Annotated in this window: 18 protein-coding genes; 17 read left to right on the top strand and 1 reads right to left on the bottom strand. The window is 48.5% G+C overall.

What is annotated here, in order from left to right; translation table 11 throughout:
• Nucleotides 1-2 precede the first annotated feature (2 nt).
• Entirely contained in the window at nucleotides 3-560 is a 558-nt protein-coding gene (locus VNQ80_RS03780; protein ID WP_325636120.1) for a PH domain-containing protein, read from the bottom strand.
• 371 nt (nucleotides 561-931) lie between these two features.
• On the opposite strand from VNQ80_RS03780, the gene VNQ80_RS03775 reads away from it, so the two are divergent.
• From VNQ80_RS03775 to VNQ80_RS03695, 17 genes are all read left to right on the top strand, one after another.
• Entirely contained in the window at nucleotides 932-2,035 is a 1,104-nt protein-coding gene (locus VNQ80_RS03775) for an efflux RND transporter periplasmic adaptor subunit (RefSeq protein ID WP_325636119.1), read from the top strand.
• A gap of 18 nt (nucleotides 2,036-2,053) precedes the next feature.
• On the top strand, nucleotides 2,054-5,260 hold the full coding sequence (locus VNQ80_RS03770; RefSeq protein WP_325636118.1) for an efflux RND transporter permease subunit: 3,207 nt from the start codon (nucleotides 2,054-2,056) through the stop codon (nucleotides 5,258-5,260).
• Nucleotides 5,257-8,301 (top strand): efflux RND transporter permease subunit, encoded by a 3,045-nt coding sequence (locus tag VNQ80_RS03765; RefSeq protein WP_325636117.1) that lies wholly within the window; start codon nucleotides 5,257-5,259, stop codon nucleotides 8,299-8,301. The genes VNQ80_RS03770 and VNQ80_RS03765 overlap by 4 nt, the downstream gene beginning before the upstream one ends.
• Before the next feature lie 8 nt (nucleotides 8,302-8,309).
• Nucleotides 8,310-9,797 (top strand): TolC family protein, encoded by a 1,488-nt coding sequence (locus VNQ80_RS03760; protein ID WP_325636116.1) that lies wholly within the window; start codon nucleotides 8,310-8,312, stop codon nucleotides 9,795-9,797.
• A 24-nt stretch (nucleotides 9,798-9,821) separates the two neighbouring features.
• The gene (locus VNQ80_RS03755) at nucleotides 9,822-10,184 is read left to right on the top strand and encodes a LytTR family DNA-binding domain-containing protein (protein ID WP_325636115.1); all 363 of its coding nucleotides are present in this window, start codon (nucleotides 9,822-9,824) and stop codon (nucleotides 10,182-10,184) included.
• 119 nt (nucleotides 10,185-10,303) lie between these two features.
• Nucleotides 10,304-11,773: a hypothetical protein gene (locus VNQ80_RS03750; protein ID WP_325636114.1), complete on the top strand. Its 1,470-nt coding sequence runs from the start codon at nucleotides 10,304-10,306 to the stop codon at nucleotides 11,771-11,773.
• Nucleotides 11,766-12,446 (top strand): glycosyltransferase family 2 protein, encoded by a 681-nt coding sequence (locus VNQ80_RS03745; RefSeq protein ID WP_325636113.1) that lies wholly within the window; start codon nucleotides 11,766-11,768, stop codon nucleotides 12,444-12,446. Before VNQ80_RS03750 ends, VNQ80_RS03745 begins: the two co-directional genes overlap by 8 nt.
• Nucleotides 12,443-12,811 (top strand): DUF2304 domain-containing protein, encoded by a 369-nt coding sequence (locus VNQ80_RS03740; protein ID WP_325636112.1) that lies wholly within the window; start codon nucleotides 12,443-12,445, stop codon nucleotides 12,809-12,811. Before VNQ80_RS03745 ends, VNQ80_RS03740 begins: the two co-directional genes overlap by 4 nt.
• A 126-nt stretch (nucleotides 12,812-12,937) precedes the next feature.
• Complete coding sequence (locus VNQ80_RS03735) at nucleotides 12,938-14,179, top strand: hypothetical protein (protein ID WP_325636111.1); 1,242 nt, start codon at nucleotides 12,938-12,940, stop codon at nucleotides 14,177-14,179.
• 55 nt (nucleotides 14,180-14,234) lie between these two features.
• The gene (locus VNQ80_RS03730; protein WP_325636110.1) at nucleotides 14,235-14,696 is read left to right on the top strand and encodes a hypothetical protein; all 462 of its coding nucleotides are present in this window, start codon (nucleotides 14,235-14,237) and stop codon (nucleotides 14,694-14,696) included.
• A gap of 685 nt (nucleotides 14,697-15,381) precedes the next feature.
• Nucleotides 15,382-16,641 (top strand): 6-bladed beta-propeller, encoded by a 1,260-nt coding sequence (locus tag VNQ80_RS03725; protein WP_325636109.1) that lies wholly within the window; start codon nucleotides 15,382-15,384, stop codon nucleotides 16,639-16,641.
• A 3-nt stretch (nucleotides 16,642-16,644) separates the two neighbouring features.
• Nucleotides 16,645-17,259 (top strand): hypothetical protein, encoded by a 615-nt coding sequence (locus tag VNQ80_RS03720; RefSeq protein WP_325636108.1) that lies wholly within the window; start codon nucleotides 16,645-16,647, stop codon nucleotides 17,257-17,259.
• Nucleotides 17,260-17,383: 124 nt separating this feature from the next.
• Complete coding sequence (locus tag VNQ80_RS03715) at nucleotides 17,384-18,307, top strand: glycosyltransferase family 2 protein (protein ID WP_325636107.1); 924 nt, start codon at nucleotides 17,384-17,386, stop codon at nucleotides 18,305-18,307.
• Nucleotides 18,308-18,325: 18 nt separating this feature from the next.
• Nucleotides 18,326-18,739, top strand: a complete 414-nt coding sequence (locus VNQ80_RS03710) for a GtrA family protein (protein WP_325636106.1) — start codon at nucleotides 18,326-18,328, stop codon at nucleotides 18,737-18,739.
• Nucleotides 18,740-18,928: 189 nt separating this feature from the next.
• Entirely contained in the window at nucleotides 18,929-20,095 is a 1,167-nt protein-coding gene (locus VNQ80_RS03705; RefSeq protein ID WP_325636105.1) for a 6-bladed beta-propeller, read from the top strand.
• 463 nt (nucleotides 20,096-20,558) lie between these two features.
• A complete protein-coding gene (locus VNQ80_RS03700; RefSeq protein ID WP_325636104.1) occupies nucleotides 20,559-20,900 on the top strand; it encodes a hypothetical protein in 342 nt (113 codons plus the stop codon).
• 142 nt (nucleotides 20,901-21,042) lie between these two features.
• Entirely contained in the window at nucleotides 21,043-22,203 is a 1,161-nt protein-coding gene (locus VNQ80_RS03695) for a 6-bladed beta-propeller (RefSeq protein WP_325636103.1), read from the top strand.
• Nucleotides 22,204-22,701 lie beyond the last annotated feature (498 nt).

The following is a 22,701-nucleotide window of genomic DNA, read 5'->3' as shown; positions in this document are numbered from 1 at the left end:
GGTTACAGTTGGGATAACAGTTCGTTTTTCTTGTTTTCGTATTCGGCTTCGGTAATCAATTCACGCTCGAACAACGATTTCAGTTTTTCGAGTTTCAGGGTGAGTTCGTCTGCAGGCTCAACCGCATCGCGTTGAACGGGTATGTCCCCTTCGTCGGCATCATCGACGGTAGCCTGTGCATTCAGCGCCTCCATGCCCGCCTGGTAAAGTTTGCGTACCTGGCTTTTCGGGATGTGGGTCATGGAGATGGGTTCCCCATCGTGTTGGACAAACGTCACTTGCGCACCGAGAATACCTTCCTTAAACGACAGGTTTTCAATGGCCTGCCACGGTAGGATGTCAAATTCGGTCGCTAAGCCCAATTTGGTCGATTTACAAATAAATATGCGTTTGTTCGTAAGCGCAATGCTGTGGGGGAATAACGTTACTGCGGGCTTCTTCTGCACAGCTACGTAGGTGATTTCCTCGCCGCTGGAGGCCAGCATATCCTGTAGCTTCAGGAGCAGTTTTTCCACCACCTTAGGATCCTGACCGTCGTTAATGTATGAGTCGATGCGCATGGCAATTTTGCCACTAATATAGGAAAGATTTAATTGTGGCTTACTTTCTACTTACAGCATATTTAACCTTGAGTTACTTCTTGTTTTTTTATTGACCGTAAAATAACCCATTAATCATTCGGGATTTATTCGCTTTTATCCGAATGAACTCCGAACAAACCCCGAGTAAATTCCGTTTTATCTCCGGTTAATTAATAAGCAATTAGTAAATCAGTATTGGATGAATAAGGGAACGGGGGTAAGGCGTGCACTGATCGTTTTAGTTAGATGATTTTGTGAATACTGGAAAAAAATTGATATGTTTGTGACGAGCATGTGACGAACCACACATTTCGAAACCTTTAGATAAACAAAAAACAAAAAAACCGATTGTGATTTATTATTCCTTTTCACGCATACTAAACGTATGTGCCTTTATAGCATGCGGCTTTATAGCGATTTCCTGCCAACAAGCGCAACCTACCGAAGAGCAACCCATTGCTGAAACCTCACGTTCACAAGCGACCGAGCAGCCCACCGAGGTTGAAACCGTCACATTGGAGAAGACCCCATTCCACCAGGAGCTGATTGCCAACGGCCGATTGAGCGCTGCCCGGAAGGCAGATTTGCGCTTTCGAGTGGATGGTATTGTGGAGCGCCTGCAGATTGCCGAGGGTCATCGGGTAGCGGCCGACCAGTTGTTGGCCACGCTCGACGATGAGGCGCAACAGCAGGCGTTGCAGCATTCGGCGCTGCGGCGGCAGAAAGCGGTGATGGACTATGAAGACCAGCTCCTCCGTTTGGGGTACCGTGCGGCCGATACCGCCGCACTCGACGAGGAGGTAAAACAAATTGCACGGCTTCGCAGCGGGCTCAGCGATGCCCTGCTCGAATGGCGTAAAGCAGAAAAGGACGTCCACTACACGCGGTTGTACGCGCCATTTGCTGGAAAGATAGCCAACCTGAAAGCAAAGGAATACAATACCACGGCAGGTTTGGAGTATGTATGCTCGCTGATTGACGACCGTGAGCTTCAGGTGGAATTTGCGGTGCTGGAACAAGAGCTTGAATTTGTCAAAGACGCCAAGTCCGTGCGTGTAACCGCATTCAGTGAAAAGGATAAGGCTTATGAAGGTAAGGTGACGAGCATCAATCCACAGGTGGACAAATCAGGGATGGTGATGGTGAAGGCCGTGATTAAAAATCAAGATGGTGGGTTGATCGACGGCATGGGCGTGAGCGTGGTTGTATCGCGCGACTTCGGCGACCAATTGATGGTGCCCAAAGAGGCGGTGCTTGACCGCCAGGGGCGGAAAGTTGTCTTTACTGCCACCGACGGCGGGACAGCCTATTGGAACTATGTGCAGATCAGCCACGAAAACAGTACCCATTACGCCATCAAGGAAGGACTGAAACTCGGTGACCGGGTAATTTACGCAGGCAACTTTAACCTGGCGCACGATAAGCCAATCGTGGTACAGCACGATAACCCGTAAGAGACAAGGGAGCCGAATATGGACCGGAACCTTCGTAAACCTTTTTCCTCCTTTAGTATCTTGGTTATTTCCCTGATGCTGGGATTGGTGGGCCTGGCGCTCATCCCACGGTTGTCCATCCAATTGACGCCCAGTAGGAGCTATGCTTCCGTCACCGTGCAATGTGCCATGCGTGGCGCTTCACCCGAAGTTGTCGACTTGGAGGTGACCAACCCCATTGAGCGTACGCTGGCCCGCCTGCATGGCGTACAGCATATCCGGTCTACATCGGGGCATGGCACGGCCAGCGTACATGTATCGTTAGATAAATGGACAGACCCCGCGGCATTCCGCTTTGAGGCAACGACCGTACTGCGCCAATTATATACCCAATTGCCCGCTACAGCGTCTTACCCCATGGTATACTTAAACCGCCCGCTGGAGAGCAATGCGTTCGGTAGCGATATCGTCGGTTATACGCTGGGTGGCCCCAGCACAACGGCCGGCATCGGTGCGGTCGCCGAACAGCGGGTCCGGCCGGTGCTGGCCGAAATAAAAGGCATCCATCGCGTCGACATTACCGGCGTACGCCCCAGTCGGGTAGCTATCGCTTTAGACCTGATGCGGCTGCGGCAGTTCGGCAGCAGCATGGCGGACTTCCAGCAGCAGCTGCAAGCGGGGCTGATGATGAATGGCCTCGGCGTGGTGCGGTGGGGCGGCGGCAATGCCGATCTGGCCATCGACCGCTGTATCGCCCATATCGATGACCTCAACGGGTTTCCCATAAGGGGTCGCGACGGACGTGTGTTTTACGTGCGCGATGTAGCCACGGTGGATGTACAGCCCGTATCGCCCACTTCGCATTACCGCATCAATGGGGAGGAGCTGGTGTATATCAATATCGCTCCCGAGGAGCACGTCAACAACATCAAGCTGGCTAAGGAAATCCGTGTTGCCATGGACGGCCTGGGTAACGAATTGGTGGCTGAGGGGTACCGGCTGGATATGGTATATGACAATACCGAGTACATCCAGGAAGAGCTGGGGAAAATCTATCTCCGCACGGGCCTGTCGGTGATGATCCTTTTACTTTTCGTGATGCTCATCACGCGCAAATGGCGCTACCTGCTGATTGTGGTCTTGTCGCTGGCCATAAACGTCGCCGTATCGCTTATTTTTTATTACGTATTCCGGCTGGAGATACACCTATACTCCCTGGCAGGCATCACCATCTCGCTGGGGCTGATCATTGATAATGTGATCGTTATCGTGGAAGATATCCGCCATACCGGCCGCAACCGGATATTCGCGGCGATCCTGGCTTCCACGCTGACCGCCTTGGGTGCGCTTAGCGTGATTTTCCTGCTCGAAGAAAATGCCCGGCTGAACTTGCTGGATTTTGCACTGGCCATCATCGTTAACCTGCTGGTGTCGCTACCGGTGGCTTACTTCTTTATTCCGGCATTGTTGGAGCGCCTGCCGGTAACGATCAAGCCCGGCCGGTTGTTTTTCCGCCGGAAGCGGCTGCTCGTGCGGTTCAGCCGGCTGTACGGCCGGCAGCTGTCGTTTATGCTCCGCTTCCGGTGGGTTTTCCTATGGGTTATGCTGCTGGGCTTCGGCCTGCCGCTGTTCATGCTCCCCGAGAAAATCGAGGGAGAGTCGTGGTGGGCCCAAACCTATAACCAGACGCTTGGCAGCGAATTTTATAACCGCACGCTACGCGATAAAGTAAACAAGTACGCCGGGGGAGCCCTATACCTGTATACCGGTAACCGCATGGGGAATTCCGGCGGCGGCAGGGGCGAGGAAGACCGCGTGCAGCTCCATGTCCGCATTACCATGCCCAACGGCGCCACCTTGGAGCAGATGGATGTCGTAGTGCGGGAGTTCGAGGGTTTTTTGGTCCGGTTCCCCGATGAGGTGGATCGCTTTGAAGCGCGGGTTTCCAGCGCCAACAGCGCCTCCATCAGCATCCGTTTCAACAAGGGCTTCGAGGGTGCTTTCCCCCATCGGCTGAAACGCCTGTTGGAGAGCAGTGCCATCTTATCGGGTTCGGCCGATTTCGGCGTTTACGGTGTGGGGCGTGGGTTCAACAACGCCATTGATCTGGATAACTTCGATTCGACCATCGAGCTGCGGGGCTATCATTATGGGCAGCTGCAGGCCATCGGTATGCAGGTGCGCGATACGTTGTTGCGCAACCCGCGTGTACAGGATGTAGTGATCAGCACACAAGGCCGGTGGCAGCAGCGTCGCTACGAGGAGTTTATGGTGGGCATCGACCGGCCGACCTACCTGGTATCCCACCGCATTGGGCGGCAGGCCATGGGTGCCGCGCTGCAAGCCATCGATGAACGGTCTTCCCTGATCGGTACGGTAGAGTCGGCCCCCGGTGTGTTCACGCCCGTGGCGGTGGAGACCAATAGGGACAACACCGCCCCCGTATGGTCGGTAATGCATGCCCCGCTGCAGGTAAACGACTCGACGATGGTGCGCCTCAACGACGTATCTTCGGTAACCAAGGTACGGATGGGCGACGCCATCGTCCGCGACAACCAGGAATACCTGCTCAACGTGCATTACCGGTTTATCGGCACCTACCAGTTGAACGAAATCGTGAAGAAGCGCGTGGTGGACAGTGTCCGCCCCACGTTACCCTATGGCTATGCGATAACCCTGCCCAGTTGGTCGGGATGGTTCGGCGGTGCCGGTGATAGCTACGCCCACCTTTGGCTCGTTGCCCTGGTGCTGCTGATCATTTACATGATTTGTGCCATCCTGCTCGAATCGTTCCGGCAGCCGTTTGCCGTTGTGCTGATGATCCCCTTCTCGTTCATCGGCGTTTTCCTTACGTTCCATTTCCTTTCGCTGCAATTTGACCAAGGGGGGTATGCGTCGCTGCTCCTGCTCAGCGGCCTGGTTACAAATGCCGCCTTGTACATCATCAACGACTTCAACTACCTGCGGCGGGGCCGCCTCGTGGGAGCTGCAGCCGGTAGGAAGGTTTTCATACGCGCTTTCAATGCCAAAGCCATGCCCATTCTGATTACCACACTATCAGCCATACTCAGTCTGCTGCCGTTCATGATCAGCGGTGCAGAAAAAGGGTTTTGGTTCACGCTCTCGGCGGGAACCATCGGCGGGCTGCTATTTTCCATCTTGGGTGCTTACCTGCTGCTCCCGCTTTGCCTGCTGGCGCGGCCGGCGAGGCCGCCGCGAAACATCTCCAAACGACCGAAAACATGATCCGATTTTTAGTCCATAGACCGATTGCTGTACTGGTCAGCTTTTTTGCCCTGCTGTTGCTGGGCGTCACGGCGTACCTGTACCTGCCCACGTCGCTACTTCCCGAGTCAGACATCCCCGAAATCATTGTGCGGCTTTCGGGCGAAAACCTGTCGGCCGAGGAGGTGGAGCAGCAACTGGCCACGCCCATCCGCAACGGGCTCCTGCAACTGCATGGGCTGGAACGGATAGAAAGCCGCGCCTCCGAGGGCAATGCTGCCATCCGTGTCCGTTTCGAGGCGGGGTCTGACATCAGCTTGCGCTTTATCGAGGTAAACGAGAAGGTGGATATGGCGATGAACAGCCTGCCGCGCGAGGCCCAGCGGCCGTTGGTGGTGAAGATGGGCGTTGACGACATCCCGGTATTCCAGCTCAGCGTGCTGCCGCGCGACAGCCTGGTGAGCCCTGCACGGTTGGTGAATGTCAGCACCTTCGTACGCGAAACCATCGCCAGGCGCATTGAGCAATTGGCAGAAGTAGCCATGGTGGATGCCACGGGCCTGATGCAGCCGCAGGTGCAGATCGCGCCGAAAGCGGGCTATTTGGAGAGCCTTGGATTGAATAGTGGGGTGCTGACCCAAGCATTCCGCGAAAACGACATCAGCCTTGGCAACATCCAGGTGGTGGATGGCCACTACCGGTATTTCCTCAAATTTGCCGCTGATGTAGCGTCGCTGGAAAGCCTGAGGGCCACACCGGTGAACATCAATGGCCGGGTGTTTCGGCTGGGCGAACTGGCGGAGGTCACGCTCACCCACACCGAAGAAACGGGTGCATTTTATAGCGGTGGGACACGCGCCATCAACCTCGGTATCATCAAACAGCCCTCGGCCCGCATGGAAGATCTCCAAACCCATTTCGACGAGCTGCTTGCGCAGATGCGGCAAGCCTATCCCGATCTGGCGTTTACGGTATCGCAGGACCAGACCGAACTGCTTGATTTTGCCCTGGGCAACCTCCGGCAGGACCTGTGGCTCGGTGGCGTATGCGCTGCGCTGCTGATGCTGGTATTTATCCGCAAGGTCAAGCCGGCATTACTGATCGGTATCACCATCCCCGTTTCCCTGCTCATCAGCCAGCTCGGGTTTTTTCTGCTGGGTATCTCCATCAATATCATTTCTCTGGGTGGGCTCATCCTGGGGCTGGGGATGATCATCGACAACTCCATTGTGGTGATCGATACCATCAACCGGTACCGCGACGCCGGGCTGCGCGTGGCCGATGCGGCTATTCAGGGTACCAATGAAATCATCCGGCCCTTGATTACCTCGGTATTGACCAATTGTGCGGTGTTCATTCCGCTGATTTTTTTAAGTGGATTGGCAGGGGCGATTTTTTTCGATCAGGCTCTTTCGGTCATCATCGGGGTGGTTGCATCGCTCATCGTCGCGCTGTTATTGCTGCCCCCGTTATACACGCTGGTTTACCCCGACCGGCCCGGCGGAGCACGCGCGGAGCCCGAAATTAAGGCCCGTGTGCACGTGACCGGTTGGTATGAATGGGGGCTGGCCCTTGTGTTCCGTAGGCCCATTGCCACCTGTTTGGTGGTGGCGGCGCTGTTCGCCGTGAGCGCAGGCCTGTTTGTGTCGTTGGATAAGAAGCGCCTGCCCGAGCTAACGCGCGATGACTTCGAAGTTTTTATCGATTGGAATGAACCCATCGATGTAGCCGAAAACTGGGAGCGCCTGCAAGCGCTGCTCGCCGGATTGGACGACAGCATCGGCACCTTCAATGCCTGGGTGGGCGAGCAACAGTACGTGTTTGATCGGGGGGAGCAGCAAGGGCAAAGCCAGGCAAACCTATACATCCAAGCGGCCGGCGAGATAGACCCTGTGGCGCTACAGCACCGGCTCCCCCGGATGTTGGCCGCGCGGTTCCCCCACGCCACGATGGAAATCAGCCCCGCACAGAATGCATTCGAGGCCGTATTTGCAGACCGCATCGCCCCCCTTCGGATGGAGGTGTCGGAAAGCGAAGGGCGGGAGATGCCTGCACCGGAAGAAATGTTACTACTGGTAGACTCCCTGCAACGCGCGCTGCCCCACGCCCGTATAGGCTCTGTGGCGCTGCATGATAAGATACTCATCCGCATGGACCCCGAGAAAGCGGCACGCTACGGCATCGGGCTTGGCGAACTATCCGCCAAAATCCAGTCGGTCTTCCGGCCCACCCTGGTTGACCATTTTCAAAGCGCGCAGGCCATGGTTCCCATCCTGCTGGTGCCGGGTACTGAAAGCGATGTAAGCGGCATGCTGGCCCATTCCTTTATCCGCAAATCCGAGGGCGCTGACATCCCGCTGTCGGCCCTGCTGGAGACGGCGCGGACAAACAGCTATCGGCAGATCATGGCCGGTGCGCAGGGACGCTACTATCCGGTAGCGATCCATACCGACAGGGAAAGGGAAGACCTCCATACCATCGAGGACCTCCTGCAGCGGGCCTTCCCCACGCTCGAAGTGGCCTTCGGCGGCGCCTACTTCGATAACCGGGCGCTCCTTGGTGAGATGGCGTTCATCCTATTGGTTTCGGTGCTGCTGCTGTATTTTATCCTGGCTGCGCAGTTCGAATCGCTGGTACAGCCATTATTTATCCTCGCGGAGCTGCCCATCGCCATATCCGGCGCATTGTTTGCGCTTTACCTGGCGGGCAATAGCATCAATCTGATGTCGTTGATCGGCGTTGTGGTGATGTCTGGCCTCATCATCAACGACTCCATCCTGAAGATCGATGCCATCAACCGACTGCGAAGGGAAGGTGTGCCATTGATGGAAGCCATCTATGAGGGCGGGCACAAGCGGCTGAAACCCATTGTGATGATTACACTGACCAGTATCGGTGCGCTGGCCCCAACATTATTCATGCACGACCTGGGATCGGAGTTGCAGCAGCCGCTGGCGCTCACCCTGATCGGGGGGATGGTCATCGGCCTGTTCGTCAGCCTATTTTTTGTGCCCTTACTCTATTGGTGGGTGTATCGGAAGCGCAGCCCAATTAACAACTAACTTGATATATGATGAAACCTGCTATGAAAAGATCCGTTATCCAGTGTATTGTTTTTTTGTTCGTGCTAAGCAGCCACCTTTCGGCCCAGGAGCGTACCATTACGTTGCAAGAAGCTGTCCGGCTGGCGCAGCAGCACTCGTTTGAATACAAAGTAGCGGTAAACAGCTACCAGAGCAGTGTATGGAGCTACCGGAACTACATGGCCTCGTTCAGGCCGATGCTCTACCTCGATGGCACCATACCCAATTACAGCCGCGCCATCAGTAAAATCACGCTCCCTACGGGCGAGGACACGTTTGTGTTGCAAAACCAAGCTTACAGCACGTTGAACCTGGGCATCCGGCAGAACGTGGCCCTTACAGGGGGCGTGGTGTCGGTGAGTTCGTCGCTCAACCGCATCGACGTGTTCGGCAACAACCGCCAGATCCGGTACTCATCGGTCCCCGCTTCCATCTCGTATTATCAGAATGCCATCGGCTACAACCCGTTCAAGTGGCAGAAGCAGATTGAGCCGCTGCGGTTTGAGTCGGCCGACCGGGCGCTCGTTACCCGGATGGAAGAAATCGGGGGGCAGACGGTGAGCCATTACTTCGATATGCTGGCCGCGCAGGCGCGGCAGGAACTTTCGTTGCAAAACCTGGCCAAAGCGGATACGCTGCACGGTATTGCGCGGGAACGGTTCAAGCTCGGTACCGTGGCGCAAAGCGAGTTGCTGCAACTCCGCTTGAATGTGCTGAATGCACAAAACCAGGTAACGAAAGACAGTGTGGATGCCGTGCTGGCGCGGCAGCGCTTTGCGCGTTACCTACTATTGCCTACCGGCCAAAGCTGGGCATTGGCCGTGCCGGAGGACTTGCAGTTTACAGATATTCCTATGGACCGAGCGTTGGCGCACGCGCAGGCGAACAGCCAGCAGGTGATTGATTTCAGGTTGCAGCGGCTGGAGGCCGAGCAGCAGGTGGCCGAGGCACGGGCGCAGAACGGGCTTAAGTTTAGCGTACAGGCCAACTTTGGGCTTTCCAACACCGCTCCGACTTTCCCCAGCCTGTTCAACCAGATGGAAAATCAGCAGCATGTACTTGTGGGTTTTTCGGTACCCCTTTTGGATTGGGGGTTGGCCAAAACCCAGCGGTTACGTGCCGAGGCGAACCTGGCGATGGTGGAAAGCCAGATTGAGCAACGCGAAATGCAATTGGAGCAGGAGATTGCGCTGCATACCGCCCGCTGGAACCTGCATCGCCAGCAATTGGCGGTGGCGCAGGAAACGCGCGACATTGCGGTGCGAAATTACGACCTCGAGATTGAGCGGTTCCTGCGGGGCATGATCACCATCAATGACTTGAACGCCGCACAGGCACAAAAGGATAGTGCCAGCAATGGCTACATCAGCGCCGTGCGGACGTATTGGGAGCTGTATTATACCCTGAGGCAGCTGACGTTGTATGATTTTGAACAAGAGGAAGAAATTGTCTTTCAGGCCGATATCATAAACTGAATGAATCAATCAAAACTAATGCACATGGATACCAAAACAATCGTTATCAGAAGCGTCGATAAAATTAATGTCGTAAACTGTGAACAGATTTGCTACTGCTTAGCATCGGCATCGTACGCCGAAATCACCCTTGAAAACGGGTTCAGAATAACGGTAACCAAACCATTGAAATGGGTGGCTAGCCAAGCCGATGTACCTTATCTCATCCGTATCAGCCAATCGGCACTGGTCAATATCAAACATATCGTACACATTCACCGGCGCGATCGGACGGTTGAAATGACAGATGGTGAACAGATACGATTCACCCTTACCATCAAAAAACTCGAGCGGCTCATACAAGAAGGATTGCAAGATAATAAATCAACAGGTACGGATAATAGCTGAAAGGGCTTATATACTGGTTGGGATGCCCTAAATAAAAAAGCGCCGGGTTGGGGGTTGCCTTAGTGAAAAATGCTTCTTAGTATTGTATAGGATAACACTAACCACTGAGATAGACAACAATGCCTTTACGCCCCATCAAAATATATGCCCGCCCTGCACTCCTGCTTGTGTACCTTGTATTGGGTTGTACATACCTCTACCGCATCCGTGCGGACCACAATTGGGGCGATGATTTTGCCTTTTATTTAAGCCAAGCGCGGTCATTGACGCAGCATACCGTAGACCAGCTGATTGAATATAACTTATTTTGCATTAAAGCTTCTAGCGCGGAGTTCTTTTCACCTGTACTGGCTCCGTGGGGATGGCCAATTCTGCTATCGGGTGTTTATGTGTTTTTCGGTGCAAATATTGTCGCCTTCAAAGTGCTGGTGATCCTCTTCTTTTTTCTATTCCTCGGCATGCTGTACCCGTTATTCAAAAACAAACTTAACGTGGTGCTACTTCATTTTTTTATCCTTTACCTGTTTGCTAGTACCTATTATTTTGATCATACTACCGTCGTATTGTCTGAATTGCCTTTTCTTTTTTTCGCAGCGTTGGGTCTGTATTTGATCGACCGCTATGATGGCCAATCCCCTACACTTAGGCTGATGATCGTTATGGGTATCGTTCTTTCATTTGCTACGTTCATTCGTACCGAAGGTGTTTTACTTTTCGGGGCGTTGCTGGCTGTTCAGTTTAGGCAAGCGCTGAAGAACAGGGTGTTTACCGTTGGCACATGGAAAAGAATCAGTATCCCCTATATCAGTGCAGGCATATTCACCCTGTTATTCATTTCGTTGTTTGAAAGTGGTTTTATCTCGCATGTAAACCATCTTAAACTCGTGTCGGCACAGACGATTGCCAAATCGCTGGAACGGCTTTTTAACGGCTATGGGGCACTATTTTCCGTTTATTTGGAACAGCCGTTGAAAAGCATCGTTTATGGTCTTTTTCTTTTTGGGTTCTTTTCGAGGTTCTGCCGGGATCTGCCGATTAGCGTGTTTCTAATGGGTTTACTGGCTGTGTTTATCATTTGGCCGTACCATGAACTGCGTTACCTGTACCTCTCGTTCCCCTTTATCTTATATTTCACCATTCAGGGGTTAGCCGGTTTCTCGACCTACCTGTTCAACGGCCCGGTATTCGCTTATTCGGTTGCTGCTGTTGCCGGGGTCATTGCCGTTATCGGTTTTTCCGCTCACGTCGGCAATTTCGATCGGTCTACCGTAACGGAAGGTCCGTATACTGTACAATCCAAGGAAATGTTCCACTACATCCGCGAGTATACTGATAGCGATGCTGTCGTGATTTTTTTCCGGCCTAGGGCATTGACGTTTTTTTCCGAAAGGCGGTCGGCGATGATTTTTGATCATATCGAAAACGTTATATCCACCGGCGATTATATGGTTTTAGCTAACGAAAAAGGAAGTTATTTCCAAATTGATCCCCGTACCGTCGATGCATATCGGCAGCGGTTCCCGACCAAGTTGATTGAAGTATTCCATAATAGCCAGTTTACCGTATTTGAAATTGCGAAGGATGGATAATAGCTACGTGATTGTACCCGTGTTTAACGAGGACGTTGGTCTTGTACGCAAGACGGTGGAGCGGCTCTCGCGGCTCCCGGTAAAAATCGTTATTGTGGACGATGGTAATGATCCGTCGTTGGAGCCAAACGTTATCGATTGGCCGGTGTATTATGTGAGGCACGGGGTAAACTTGGGGCAGGGCGCAGCGTTGCAGACCGGTGTTGAATTTGCTGCACGGAAGGGCGGTGAAACGTTTGTGACCTTCGATGCGGATGGTCAGCACGACGAAGGCGACATCCCCGGGATGATTGCGATGCTGAAGCGCGAGAAACTCGATATGGTGTTCGGTTCGCGATTTATCACCGATGAGAGCAATATCCCTTGGGGCCGCAAGATGATACTCAAAGGAGCGATATGGGTCAATTACCTGTTTACCGGCATCCGGATGACCGATGCCCACAACGGGCTGCGCGTGTTCAACACCAAAGCCATCCCGGCATTTCAATTCCGGGAGAACCGGATGGCTCATGCAACGGAATTGCTCCTCAATATGAAAGCAAATCGGCTCATGTTTGGCGAGAGCCCCGTTAAGATTTCGTATACGGCGTACTCAAAAAATAAGGGCCAGAGGCACAGTGACAGCCTATTTGTTTTAAAAGATCTGATCATCCATAAAATATTACGTTCATGACGATTATACAGGTTATACTTAGCCTATCAGCCCTTGGATTAGGTTTTTTGGGACTTTCGAGTTTCAGAAGGCCGGTCTTTCTGAAAGTATTGGTTTCAATCATCACAGTTGGGGCTGTTTTGTTGATTACCAATCCTGACTACAGTAACAGGGTGGCCGAATGGGTCGGCGTAGATCGAGGGGTCGATGTAGTGATTTATCTGGCTATTGCTCTTTTTCTTTTCCTTCACCTGAGGCTTTATGTGAAGGTACGGAAGCAGCGGGCTGACATTACCGCTATGGTGCGTGAGAATGCGATCAGCCGGGCGATGGCCGGCGCACAACGATACGTTGAAAATAACCCGGATGGTCAATATAATGCCTGAAAGGATGGAAATAATCGCTGGGACTGTCGAAATAATAAACGGCGTGTATTATGGCTTGTCAGTGCCCGCGATATGTGGTAACATTGTGAGGAAGATAAACCGGTTATGGACTTAAGTATCAAAATCATGGAAAAGCGTTTCCCAACCGTTGTAGGTGCAATTCCTTTAGTGTTGCTTGTTGGGTTAACTGTTTTGGTTTTGTATCCCATGCTTTTCCATGGTTTCTCACAGCGAAGCGACGACGACAATTGGATGCTGTACGAAAATTCCTTTGTTCGAAGTCTGGATTGGCAAACCGTTCGGCATTATTTCACCCATTTCTACAATGGTCAATATTCTCCAATAAACACATTGTACTATGCATTGATCTACCGCTTTTTCGGACTTGATCCATTCTGGTACCATTTGTTTAGCCTGATTTTCCATATGGTGAACCTAATATTGGTACATACATTTATCCAGCGCTTGTTGTCGGCGCATAGGTCGCGCAGCAATAGCCCGCTTGACGTTACTAAGATGCGGCTTATCGCATTTTCCACGGCGCTATTGTTTGCGATACATCCGGTACAGGTAGAATCGGTCGCCTGGATATCGGCATCCAAGAATCTGTTATATACCCTATTCGTTTTATTGGCGTTGCTCAGTTACCTGCGTTACCGGCCGGCCGGGAGGGTGTATTGGGGTTTGGCCATGCTGTTTTATGTCCTCGCTTTCGGGTGCAAGGAGCAGGCCGTGGTGCTCCCTGTCTGTTTGTTATTGATAGATGGGTATACTGGAATTGCGTTAAGGAGGCGTCGCTATTGGGTATCTGTATTGCCATTTTTTGTAATGGCGTTGGGTATGGCCTTAGTGAGCCTTCAAGCGCAGGAAAGTGGTTTTGCGGCCAAACTGGCCAATGAGTATTATCCCTTCTGGCAGCGACTGGTATTGGCCAGCTATGCCTTCACCGAATATCTGTATAAAAGCCTACTCCCAATCTGGCTCAATTACTGGTATGCGTTCCCGATGGAACCGGGAGAGGCATTACCCTCATTTTACTGGTTTTATCCGTTTGTAGTAGCTTGCTTAGGTATTTTGGCCGCCTTCGCTTGGAAGCGGGGATGGGTGACATTATTGTTCGGGCTTGGTTTCCTGACGGTCAACTTGGCCTTGGCGCTGCATATCATACCGATGGCGCGTGGTGTGCTTATTGCCGACAGGTACCTTTATCTAGGCGGGACCGGGCTGTTTTTCGCGCTGTCGTACTACGTATTGAGGCGCGATAGGTTATGTGTATTCCGTTTGGCGGTAGACAGCCGTTTGGTAATGGGGGTATACACCCTGTACCTTGGGGTGTTTGCTTGGCGGTATGCTTGGGCGTGGAGTTAATTGTTGTGTTTATGGATTTATTAACACTATATTTTAAACATTAAATGATGTAATCATGAAAAAGATCAGATTAACAGTAATTCGGGCCATTGCGGCAGTGGTATTTGTTTTTGCGTTTATGCTTAACATTCACACGAATCTGGAAGGCGAAACGACATTGTTTGGGCAATTGTTGGTAGCGAATAGCGCAGGTTCGGGGGGGAGTGGAGGTAGCGGACCGGGTGAAACCCTATATTTCAAAAAGGTGAAAAATGAAACGTATACCCAATGTCCGATAGTTAAAGTGCAAGGTACCCGTTGGGTTGGTGTTAGCGGAGATGTTCAAGTCGGAACTATAATTAAAGGATATACAGTTATAGTCAATGCGAACGGTCAAAAGGGGTATTATGAAGAGTACGAGTACTATACAAATGGTGTAGGAAATAAGGTTACGTGTCCCGATTGGACAATATTTTCTAGTTGTACGCCTGGTGTTTATTGTCCTGGTACCGGGGACGGCCCATATATTCCGCAGTAGTTGTTATCCATTTCATTTTTCAATTAAATTACAAATTACGTGTAAAAGGTGGTAAGCCTCACAAAGTTGTTGGATAGACGTCTTGCGTTTAATACACTGTAGTGATTTGAAATTTTTATGGAATAACTAACAAGCCAACAATCAAATTTTGATTAGAGTGTTACGATACAACAAATAGGGACACACGGATTGCAAGAGCATAACTACGAAAAGAATCATGGCTTTATTCTATGCTATAGGAGGTGGGTGCAGAAGGCTCTATTTTGGCGACATTTTCAGATACATCATTTATTAGTTGAATACGGTTGTTTGTCGCTAGAGATCTATGTTCGTTAACATTAAACATATAGGTGAGTAAGCTTTCGTTCCATCTGAAGTAGTGTACACTAGAGGTAGTGCAGATGTGACGTTTAAGGATAAGTTCAGAAACTACCTGTCCATCCAGAAGGACAACTTGGATACGGAGAAATTTGCGCACAGTCTTGTCAAAAATCAGCTTCAAGCAGCTGCAAAACCGTGCTATGATTACACATCTGCGCAGACATGACACCAGCTCTCGAAACGGTATTCAGAATGGATAGAGGGATTCTGCGCTCGATAGTTGTTGCGCTATCATTACTGAGTATCTTGACGCCAAAATTTATTTATATTTGTATGACCGCGCTTTATTAAATGTCGTTTATTCATGAGACGTAGCTTTATTTTTTCAGGTATTTGTGTATTACTTGGTGCTGTTGTCAGTTCGTGCCATTTTGGAGAGACGGACGCCCGGGCGGCATATTCTAAGAAATCTTTCCCCAATTATATGGAGACAGAAGGAGCGAGCGCTGCAGTAAAACCTTATTCCATTGACTCGTCTCATGTGCTTGATATTGTCGTTGACATGGCGAAGATTGAAGATCATGTGTATGTACAAGATATCATCGACAGCATCCGGTATGTGATGCTTGAAACGACTGATGAGTGCCTTATCGGTAACATTAGCGAATTGTATATTGATGGACGTTTTATTTTCATTGTAGACGACACCATCTTCGAATCCGTGTTTGTCTTTGACGAAAATGGCCGTTTCCTGAATAAAATAGGCCACCTAGGGAAGGGGCCTGCCGAATATGCCGGTATCAATGGCGTTGCTATCAACCGTAAAGCGAAGGAGATACTGATACACGATATGAAATCCAAGCGAGTCCACGTCTACAGCTATTCTGGCGATTACCTCAGAAGCTGGGAAACCTCATTTTTCTTCGACGATATAAAATTGACGGATGATGGGCACTATGTCTATTCGGGCTATGGAGAACCTAATCTTCACTTACCGGCATTTTCGTATCATGATATCGTCGTTTCGGATACGGCATTTAACTACCTATATAAATCATTCCGTTTTAATGAAAATGCGTCCGACTTTGGACACTGGTACGCGTTTAAGCTGCGGGACATGAACGATAGCGAGATCATCTATGCGCCACGCTTTGCCAATCGTGTTTATGCTTTTGGTGGCGATTCTATGGCGTTGAAATGCCGTTTTCAGTTCAATGGCGGGACCGTGGTAGATCGGGCCGTTTTCGACAGATATGGCTACCGGGAGCTGGAACACTTTCTGGAAACAGAACCTGATGCTGTTTTCTTCGATGGTACGTTCTCCGAGACAAATACGCATATTTTCTTTTCATGCTATAATGGCAAAAGGCATGTCAACGGACTGTTTGATACGAGTTCTGACAATTGCCGGCTTTTCGGCGGCTACGCCCTCGGTTTTAACGAGGTTCCTTTTTTCCGCTCCCCGCTTACGCAGGTTGGCGATTGGTTTGTAAGCGATATACCTGTGGCTGATATCGTTTCAAAGAAGCATAAATTAATTTCAGCATCATTCAAAGCGTTCTTCAAACAGGTTGATGAGCGGAGTAACCCAGTACTGGCATTTTATCGATTTAAACAATTTTAGGTAATGATAATAGGGGTTCGTAAAATATCATTTGTTTTGATTTTTGTGCTATTACTTGCACTCTTAAGTTGTATCTTTTTGTTGATACGAAATAAAATAGAAAAAGAAGAGCTAGAACTTTCGGAAAAATATTTGACCGATGATAATCTCATGTTGAAAAACAGGTTAACGTATTACGTCCAAGGTTATAGCCAACAGCTGTTTGTTGAAGGAACTACCCCTAACCAGGGATTGTTTGCAGATTTTTTCGTCGTGAAAAACCAACCTATACTTGTGCTTCGGTTCTCAGATTCGAATTGTAATGATTGTGTTACGGATATGTTTAATGAAATTCGTAGTTTTTTTTCGGAAGACTTTGTATCAGCGAATATTGTTGTACTTATCACAAGTGGATCTGCAAATTCAGATGTTTTAATAAGAAAAAAATATGGCTTTGGGGGTAAGATATTTTATCTAAAGAATGGACTTGCATCTTCTATGTTTGAAAGCTTGAATGTACCCTATTTGTTTGTTCTAAATAAGGGTAATATGACGATGCCCTTTATATATGATTCGAATATGAAATCACTTTTGCATATATATTTTAGAGATATCCAAGCAATGTTTGATGAAAAATGAGGATTTTTCCCCCTGTTAATGCTACTATCGTATTAGTTTATTGTGTAGCCTACTTAGGTAGTTATAGCGGTACGAGATACAACTCTGTCTCAAACAGATGCGATAAGCCGTCTCGTTCGAAGATATGAAGCTAGTTATTATTGTTCCTTGCTACAACGAAGAAGGCAACATTCATCAGTTTCTTTCACGCACGGAAGATGTTGTTAGGGAGTACGATTGCCGCATTATCTTTGTTGATGACGGCAGTACTGATGGTACGCTGAATGTGCTGAAGGCGCTTGCAGCTACCAATCCGAGGATATATTACGTGAGCCTCTCACGCAATTTTGGCCAGCAGTTAGCGTTGAAGGCAGGCTACGACCACGCCCTGGATGCGGACTGCGTGGTGTGCATGGACGCCGACCTACAACATCCGCCGGCGGCCATACCGGCCATGGTGGATAAATGGGCCGAAGGATATGAGGTAGTATGCGGTATCCGCCGGGGGCCAGATAAGGGAACGACGTCTTTTGGGAACCGGTTGGCCTCACGGTTGTTCTACCGGGTAATCAATCGCTTCGCCGAGCACGCCATCATCCCCAATGCACCCGATTTTCGGCTGCTTGACGGGCAGGTGGTCAAGGCTCTTTCCGGTTTCGGCGAACAGGGGCTTTACCTCAAGGGCATCATCCCTTGGATGGGGTACAGGCAGGCTACGGTAGTGTTTGACGTCGGCGTCCGCCAGCATGGCCGCAGCCGCTATTCGCTGCTGAAGCTCCTATCACTTTCGATGAAAGCATTTGTTTCGGGAAGCATAGCGCCGCTACGGCTTTCGGTGGCCATCGGTGCGGTGTTTGCCGGCTTGTCATTCTGCTACGGGTTCTACGCATTGTACATGCACCTGTTTACCGAGGAGACCGTTGCCGGCTGGACGTCCATCATTGCCAGCGTGTTGTTTATCGCCGGGATCCAGTTTCTGCTCATGGGTGTGATGGGCGAGTATATCGGGCGTACGCTGATGGAGGTCCGGAGACGACCGCCTTACCTCATCCGGGAAAGGAACATTTAGTAATGGCAGCGGCATCCGATGATGGGCATCCGAAAGTTTATAAAATACTATCTGTCTGGTTTTGCCTGCTTCGGTCTCGATTTCGCGGTAACATGGGCTTGTTTTTCAGTGATGGGGATCGATCCGTATATTGCCCACGGTATCGGCTGGTCGGTGGCTACGGGGTGTAGTTTTCAGTCAAACCGGATGTGGGTTTTCGTCGACCGGGGAAATGGCCTGCGAAAGTTTGCCGCTTTCATCACCTTGGCACTGTTTGCCGTGGTCATAAGTACGGTGTTGTTGCACGTGTTGCATAGGATGGCTGGTCTGGAATTTTACCTTTCTAAGTTTGCCGCCATGGGCGTGGTATCTGTAATGAACTATGTATTGGTATCACGTTTTATATTCAATAGTTTGGGCGGTCGTGTGGATGGAGCCGAGGATAATCGCTAAAAACAGCTTGATAATAAATAGGACTCATTAAACCTTGCAAACACGTATTAGATATACTACCTTGCGGAAGCAGCCCCGATTGTAAAGAAGATGAGCCCGCCGAACAAGTATATTCCAAGAAACCTTTCCACAACTGTATGGGGGCCGAAGAAGCGAGCATCGCGATATAGTTTTTAATGCCATAAACGTATGAGCGTATTACCGAAATTTACTGCTTTGTGTCTATTGTGTTGCGCCTGTGGCAATGATAAGAAATTTGAAAGTCATTACGCAGAAAGCGATGATAGTTATGTTATTGACATAAGCAAAATGCATCGGATGGATAACTTCAGGGAGGCGATAGCTGAAATCGAGTTTATCCCGCTAGAGACCAATGAACGTAGTCTCATTGCCGAGATTGACAAGGTGGTCTTTCATAAGGATCGATTTTATGTCTTGGATAAAAGATATGCAAGCCTCAACGTTTATTCGAAGGCAGGTAAGTACATCCAGTCAATAGGTAAAATGGGGCGGGGACCGGGAGAGTTCTCCACGTTGATGGACTTTATGCTGGATCCGGAAGACGAGAGTTTGCTGCTGTTGAGCAATAATGAGCAGGCTGTATTTGTCTATGATTTGGAAGGCAATCACCTCCAGACGATAAGGAACGGCTTATACGCCAATGCAATTGGAAAGATTGGCACGGATTATTATTATTTTATCAATCATAACGACAATGAGTTATCGCAAAAGAACAATTTAATTGTAATGAATAGATTGGGTAAGGTGTTGGATCGACTGTTCCCATTCCCAGAGGCGTTCAAAAAGACGCTAGGGTATTCGGGTTTTATATTCAACAACAGCGAAGGCCTGCTTTACAGTTCTCCACTTTCGGATACGATATTTCAATTAACAAACAACTCGGAAATATACCCCAAATACATGTTTGATTTTGGGAAAAGCACCCTTCCTATGGCGATGAGGAATTCATCTGATGAATATTCGAAGGGTGCATCAGCATATGCAGTTTTACACAAACAGGTTGTGGAAACGGAAAATACGTTAGCCTTTACATACGCATATGAAAGGAGCATTATTACCGCATTTTGCCATCGAAAAAGATCCCATGCATCGGAGGAAAGCAAAATTCTTGAACCTTTCAGATTAGGTTTTCCGCTAAGTTATGAAGTTGTAGGGACTGCTGGGAAAGATCATTTTATTACGAGTATTTCAGTTGATTTTGTCACTTGGATCGAACAAGGCCATATGTCTGGTGAGGCTTTGGAAAGAGATTATCCTAGCCTATATAACTTAATGCCCGAATTAGCGCCAACCGATAATCCCATATTAGTTGTTTATAAGTTGCAACTCCAGTAGTAGCTACGATTGCATGTGTGTAAATGCGAATTGCAATAGTGCAAAACTGATTTGCTTACACGCAAAACTGATTTGCACGCATGGAGAAATGAATTGTCCGCGTGATAACCTGAACTGCATACGTGCCAACACAAAATGCAGATGTGTAAACCCAAATTTCAATCTAGTACAATTTGCACGCATGGAGAAATGAATTGTACGCATGCTCACTTGAATTACATCCAAGCAAAAGCCGAATATATAGGCCTTTGGTTTTGGGTACTATCGGCCAGCAACGAGCGGAAGAATGAATTTTTTTCCTTTTCAAGCTTGTCGCCATGGACAGGGTATCGTTGGTGAACTGTGGATAGCGTCGGGGATAATCGCTGAAAGTGGCATTATAATAAATAGGACTCACCAAACCTTGCAAATCCGTATTAGATATACTAACTTGCAGAAGCAGCCCCGATTGTAAACTTTAAGCATGAAGATGAACTCCGTTTGGACAGCAGGTCTCACGAATAATAACAAGGTATCGATCGCTTTGCTCGTTCTGGGCCTATTGGGGCCTTGGTGGTCATGCCGTCCGGTGCAGCATGACTTCGAAAGCGGGGAAACCGTTCATACGGACAGCATCCCCCTGATCCAAGTTTCCACAAAGAATAATCTTGGCCCGTTCGATATCGACACGCTGATTGATCCGCGTACACTGGAAATTATCGAGCTGCAAACGGACGACCGCTCAACGTTTGCAGCTGCCGAACGTTTTTTCCCTTTGGCTGACGAGGGATATCTCATCGCCGATCTACACATGATGCCTTCGTGATATTCGATAATCATGGTTCTTTCATTCGGCGTATCGGTGAGCTGGGACAAGGGTTTTTATGTATTTTGCAAAGGTGTTAAAAAAACATATAATATTTAAAATCAGTGATTTACAAAGGATTTATCGCTCTAAAATTAAACCAATGAAAAACTTTATATTCAATACAGTTGTGATAATGTTAGCGTGTTTTAGTTCATGTCAAGAAACCACCAATGAGCAAAAAAATATAGCGGTAGAACATATAAAAGTTGATGTCCAAGAAAAATATCCTGTAGGTAATTTTGAAGACTATTTTACTTCTTCAAAAATCATTCCGCTGGAGACGATTGAAAATTCCCTTTTTGCTAAAATTGACAGGTTAAGTTTACATAAGGATAAAATTTTTATTTTAGATAGAAAATCAAACGCTGTTTTAATTTTTAGTAATACAGGAAAGTTTTTGAATAAAATACAAGACCTTGGTAAGGGCCCAGGGGAATATGCAAGCTTAATGGATTTTACAATTGATAAAGATAATGAAAGGGTTATTCTATATACTGACAGGCCTTATAAGCTTATTACCTATGGAATGGACGGGAAATTTCTTAAAGAAGATTTAATAAATGATTTATATTTAAGCATAGGGTATAAGGATAATAAGCTTTTATTCAGGCCTATATACACAGAGAAAGGTAAAATGTTCTCGACATATGATTTGGAAACACGAAAAAGGGAAGATTTTATTGGTACGGATGAGAAAGATAAATTTTTCAGCTCACTGGGCAGTTCGGCCCCTAATATTATAAGTGACAAAACTATTCATGTGAGCTTGCCTTATTCAGAAATGATATATGAATATGATGGCAACAAATTTAAGCCCAAATACTATATAGATTTTGGACGGAACAAAACACCGGATAATTTCTTTGATAATTTTAAAGACCTTCAAGGTGTTTTTAAATATGCTAAGGAAAACAAATATGTTTATGGAGTATCTAATTTTAGAGAAAGTAAAGATTATATTACTTTTAGTTTTCAGGGCGCGAATATAGCAATATACTCTAAAGCCTCAAAAAAAACAAAAGTGTTTAGTGCGATGCCTAATGACGATGATCGTATGGCATTTTACAATTATTTTGCCCATGATGGGGATGATAATAACCTAATTACTGTTTATCCTTCTGATCAATTTAAAATGCAGATGGAAATTTATAAAAAGAATGATGATGTTTGGAAAAAACTGCCTGACTATCTTAAAAAAATAGATGAAAATGTATCTATTAGCAGCAATCCATTATTGCATGTTTATACGTTCATAGAATAGGTGTTTTCAGATAAAGTCGAGGATAACAGCTTGATAATAAATAGGACTCACCAAACCTTGCAAATGCGTATTAGATATACTACCTTGCGGAAGCAGCCCCGATTGTAAACTTTCATGAGATGTAGCTTTATTTTTTTTGGTATTTGTTTATTGCTAGGTTCCCTTGTCAATTCATGCCGTTTTGGAGAGAAGGACCGCCGGATAGCGTATTCCAAGAAATCTTTCCCCAATTATACGGAGGCCGAAGAGGCGAGTACGGCGTTAAAACCTTATCCCGTTGATTCATCTCGGGTGCTTGATATAGCGGTTTTTCGAATCCGTGTTTGTCTTTAACGAAAGCGGCCACTTCCTGAATAAGTATAGTACTCCCCAAATATTGGACAGCTGCTTAAATGTTTAACTTAGCAGTTGTAAGAATGAAAAAAGAACGCAGAAAATTCAGTGCAGGCTTCAAGGCGAAGGTAGCCATCGAAGCGATTAAGGAGCAGCAGACGGTCC

Origin of the sequence: Parapedobacter sp. (assembly GCF_035556095.1) — a bacterium.
In the GTDB taxonomy this organism is placed as follows: Bacteria; Bacteroidota; Bacteroidia; order Sphingobacteriales; family Sphingobacteriaceae; genus Parapedobacter.
The sequence above is the reverse complement of the archived record's forward strand: the minus strand, read 5'-3'. Positions and strand labels throughout refer to the sequence as shown.

What these genes read in the sequence shown, in the direction of transcription:
- VNQ80_RS03705 (WP_325636105.1), top strand. Translation starts at nt 18,929, where the DNA reads ATGAGCGTATTACCGAAATTTACTGCTTTGTGTCTATTGTGTTGCGCC.
- VNQ80_RS03695 (WP_325636103.1), top strand. Translation starts at nt 21,043, where the DNA reads ATGAAAAACTTTATATTCAATACAGTTGTGATAATGTTAGCGTGTTTT.
- VNQ80_RS03760 (WP_325636116.1), top strand. Translation starts at nt 8,310, where the DNA reads ATGATGAAACCTGCTATGAAAAGATCCGTTATCCAGTGTATTGTTTTT.
- VNQ80_RS03710 (WP_325636106.1), top strand. Translation starts at nt 18,326, where the DNA reads ATGATGGGCATCCGAAAGTTTATAAAATACTATCTGTCTGGTTTTGCC.
- VNQ80_RS03750 (WP_325636114.1), top strand. Translation starts at nt 10,304, where the DNA reads ATGCCTTTACGCCCCATCAAAATATATGCCCGCCCTGCACTCCTGCTT.
- VNQ80_RS03725 (WP_325636109.1), top strand. Translation starts at nt 15,382, where the DNA reads ATGAGACGTAGCTTTATTTTTTCAGGTATTTGTGTATTACTTGGTGCT.
- VNQ80_RS03740 (WP_325636112.1), top strand. Translation starts at nt 12,443, where the DNA reads ATGACGATTATACAGGTTATACTTAGCCTATCAGCCCTTGGATTAGGT.
- VNQ80_RS03720 (WP_325636108.1), top strand. Translation starts at nt 16,645, where the DNA reads ATGATAATAGGGGTTCGTAAAATATCATTTGTTTTGATTTTTGTGCTA.
- VNQ80_RS03700 (WP_325636104.1), top strand. Translation starts at nt 20,559, where the DNA reads ATGAAGATGAACTCCGTTTGGACAGCAGGTCTCACGAATAATAACAAG.
- VNQ80_RS03735 (WP_325636111.1), top strand. Translation starts at nt 12,938, where the DNA reads ATGGAAAAGCGTTTCCCAACCGTTGTAGGTGCAATTCCTTTAGTGTTG.
- VNQ80_RS03745 (WP_325636113.1), top strand. Translation starts at nt 11,766, where the DNA reads ATGGATAATAGCTACGTGATTGTACCCGTGTTTAACGAGGACGTTGGT.
- VNQ80_RS03730 (WP_325636110.1), top strand. Translation starts at nt 14,235, where the DNA reads ATGAAAAAGATCAGATTAACAGTAATTCGGGCCATTGCGGCAGTGGTA.
- VNQ80_RS03770 (WP_325636118.1), top strand. Translation starts at nt 2,054, where the DNA reads ATGGACCGGAACCTTCGTAAACCTTTTTCCTCCTTTAGTATCTTGGTT.
- VNQ80_RS03765 (WP_325636117.1), top strand. Translation starts at nt 5,257, where the DNA reads ATGATCCGATTTTTAGTCCATAGACCGATTGCTGTACTGGTCAGCTTT.
- VNQ80_RS03715 (WP_325636107.1), top strand. Translation starts at nt 17,384, where the DNA reads ATGAAGCTAGTTATTATTGTTCCTTGCTACAACGAAGAAGGCAACATT.
- VNQ80_RS03755 (WP_325636115.1), top strand. Translation starts at nt 9,822, where the DNA reads ATGGATACCAAAACAATCGTTATCAGAAGCGTCGATAAAATTAATGTC.
- VNQ80_RS03780 (WP_325636120.1), bottom strand. Translation starts at nt 560, where the DNA reads ATGCGCATCGACTCATACATTAACGACGGTCAGGATCCTAAGGTGGTG.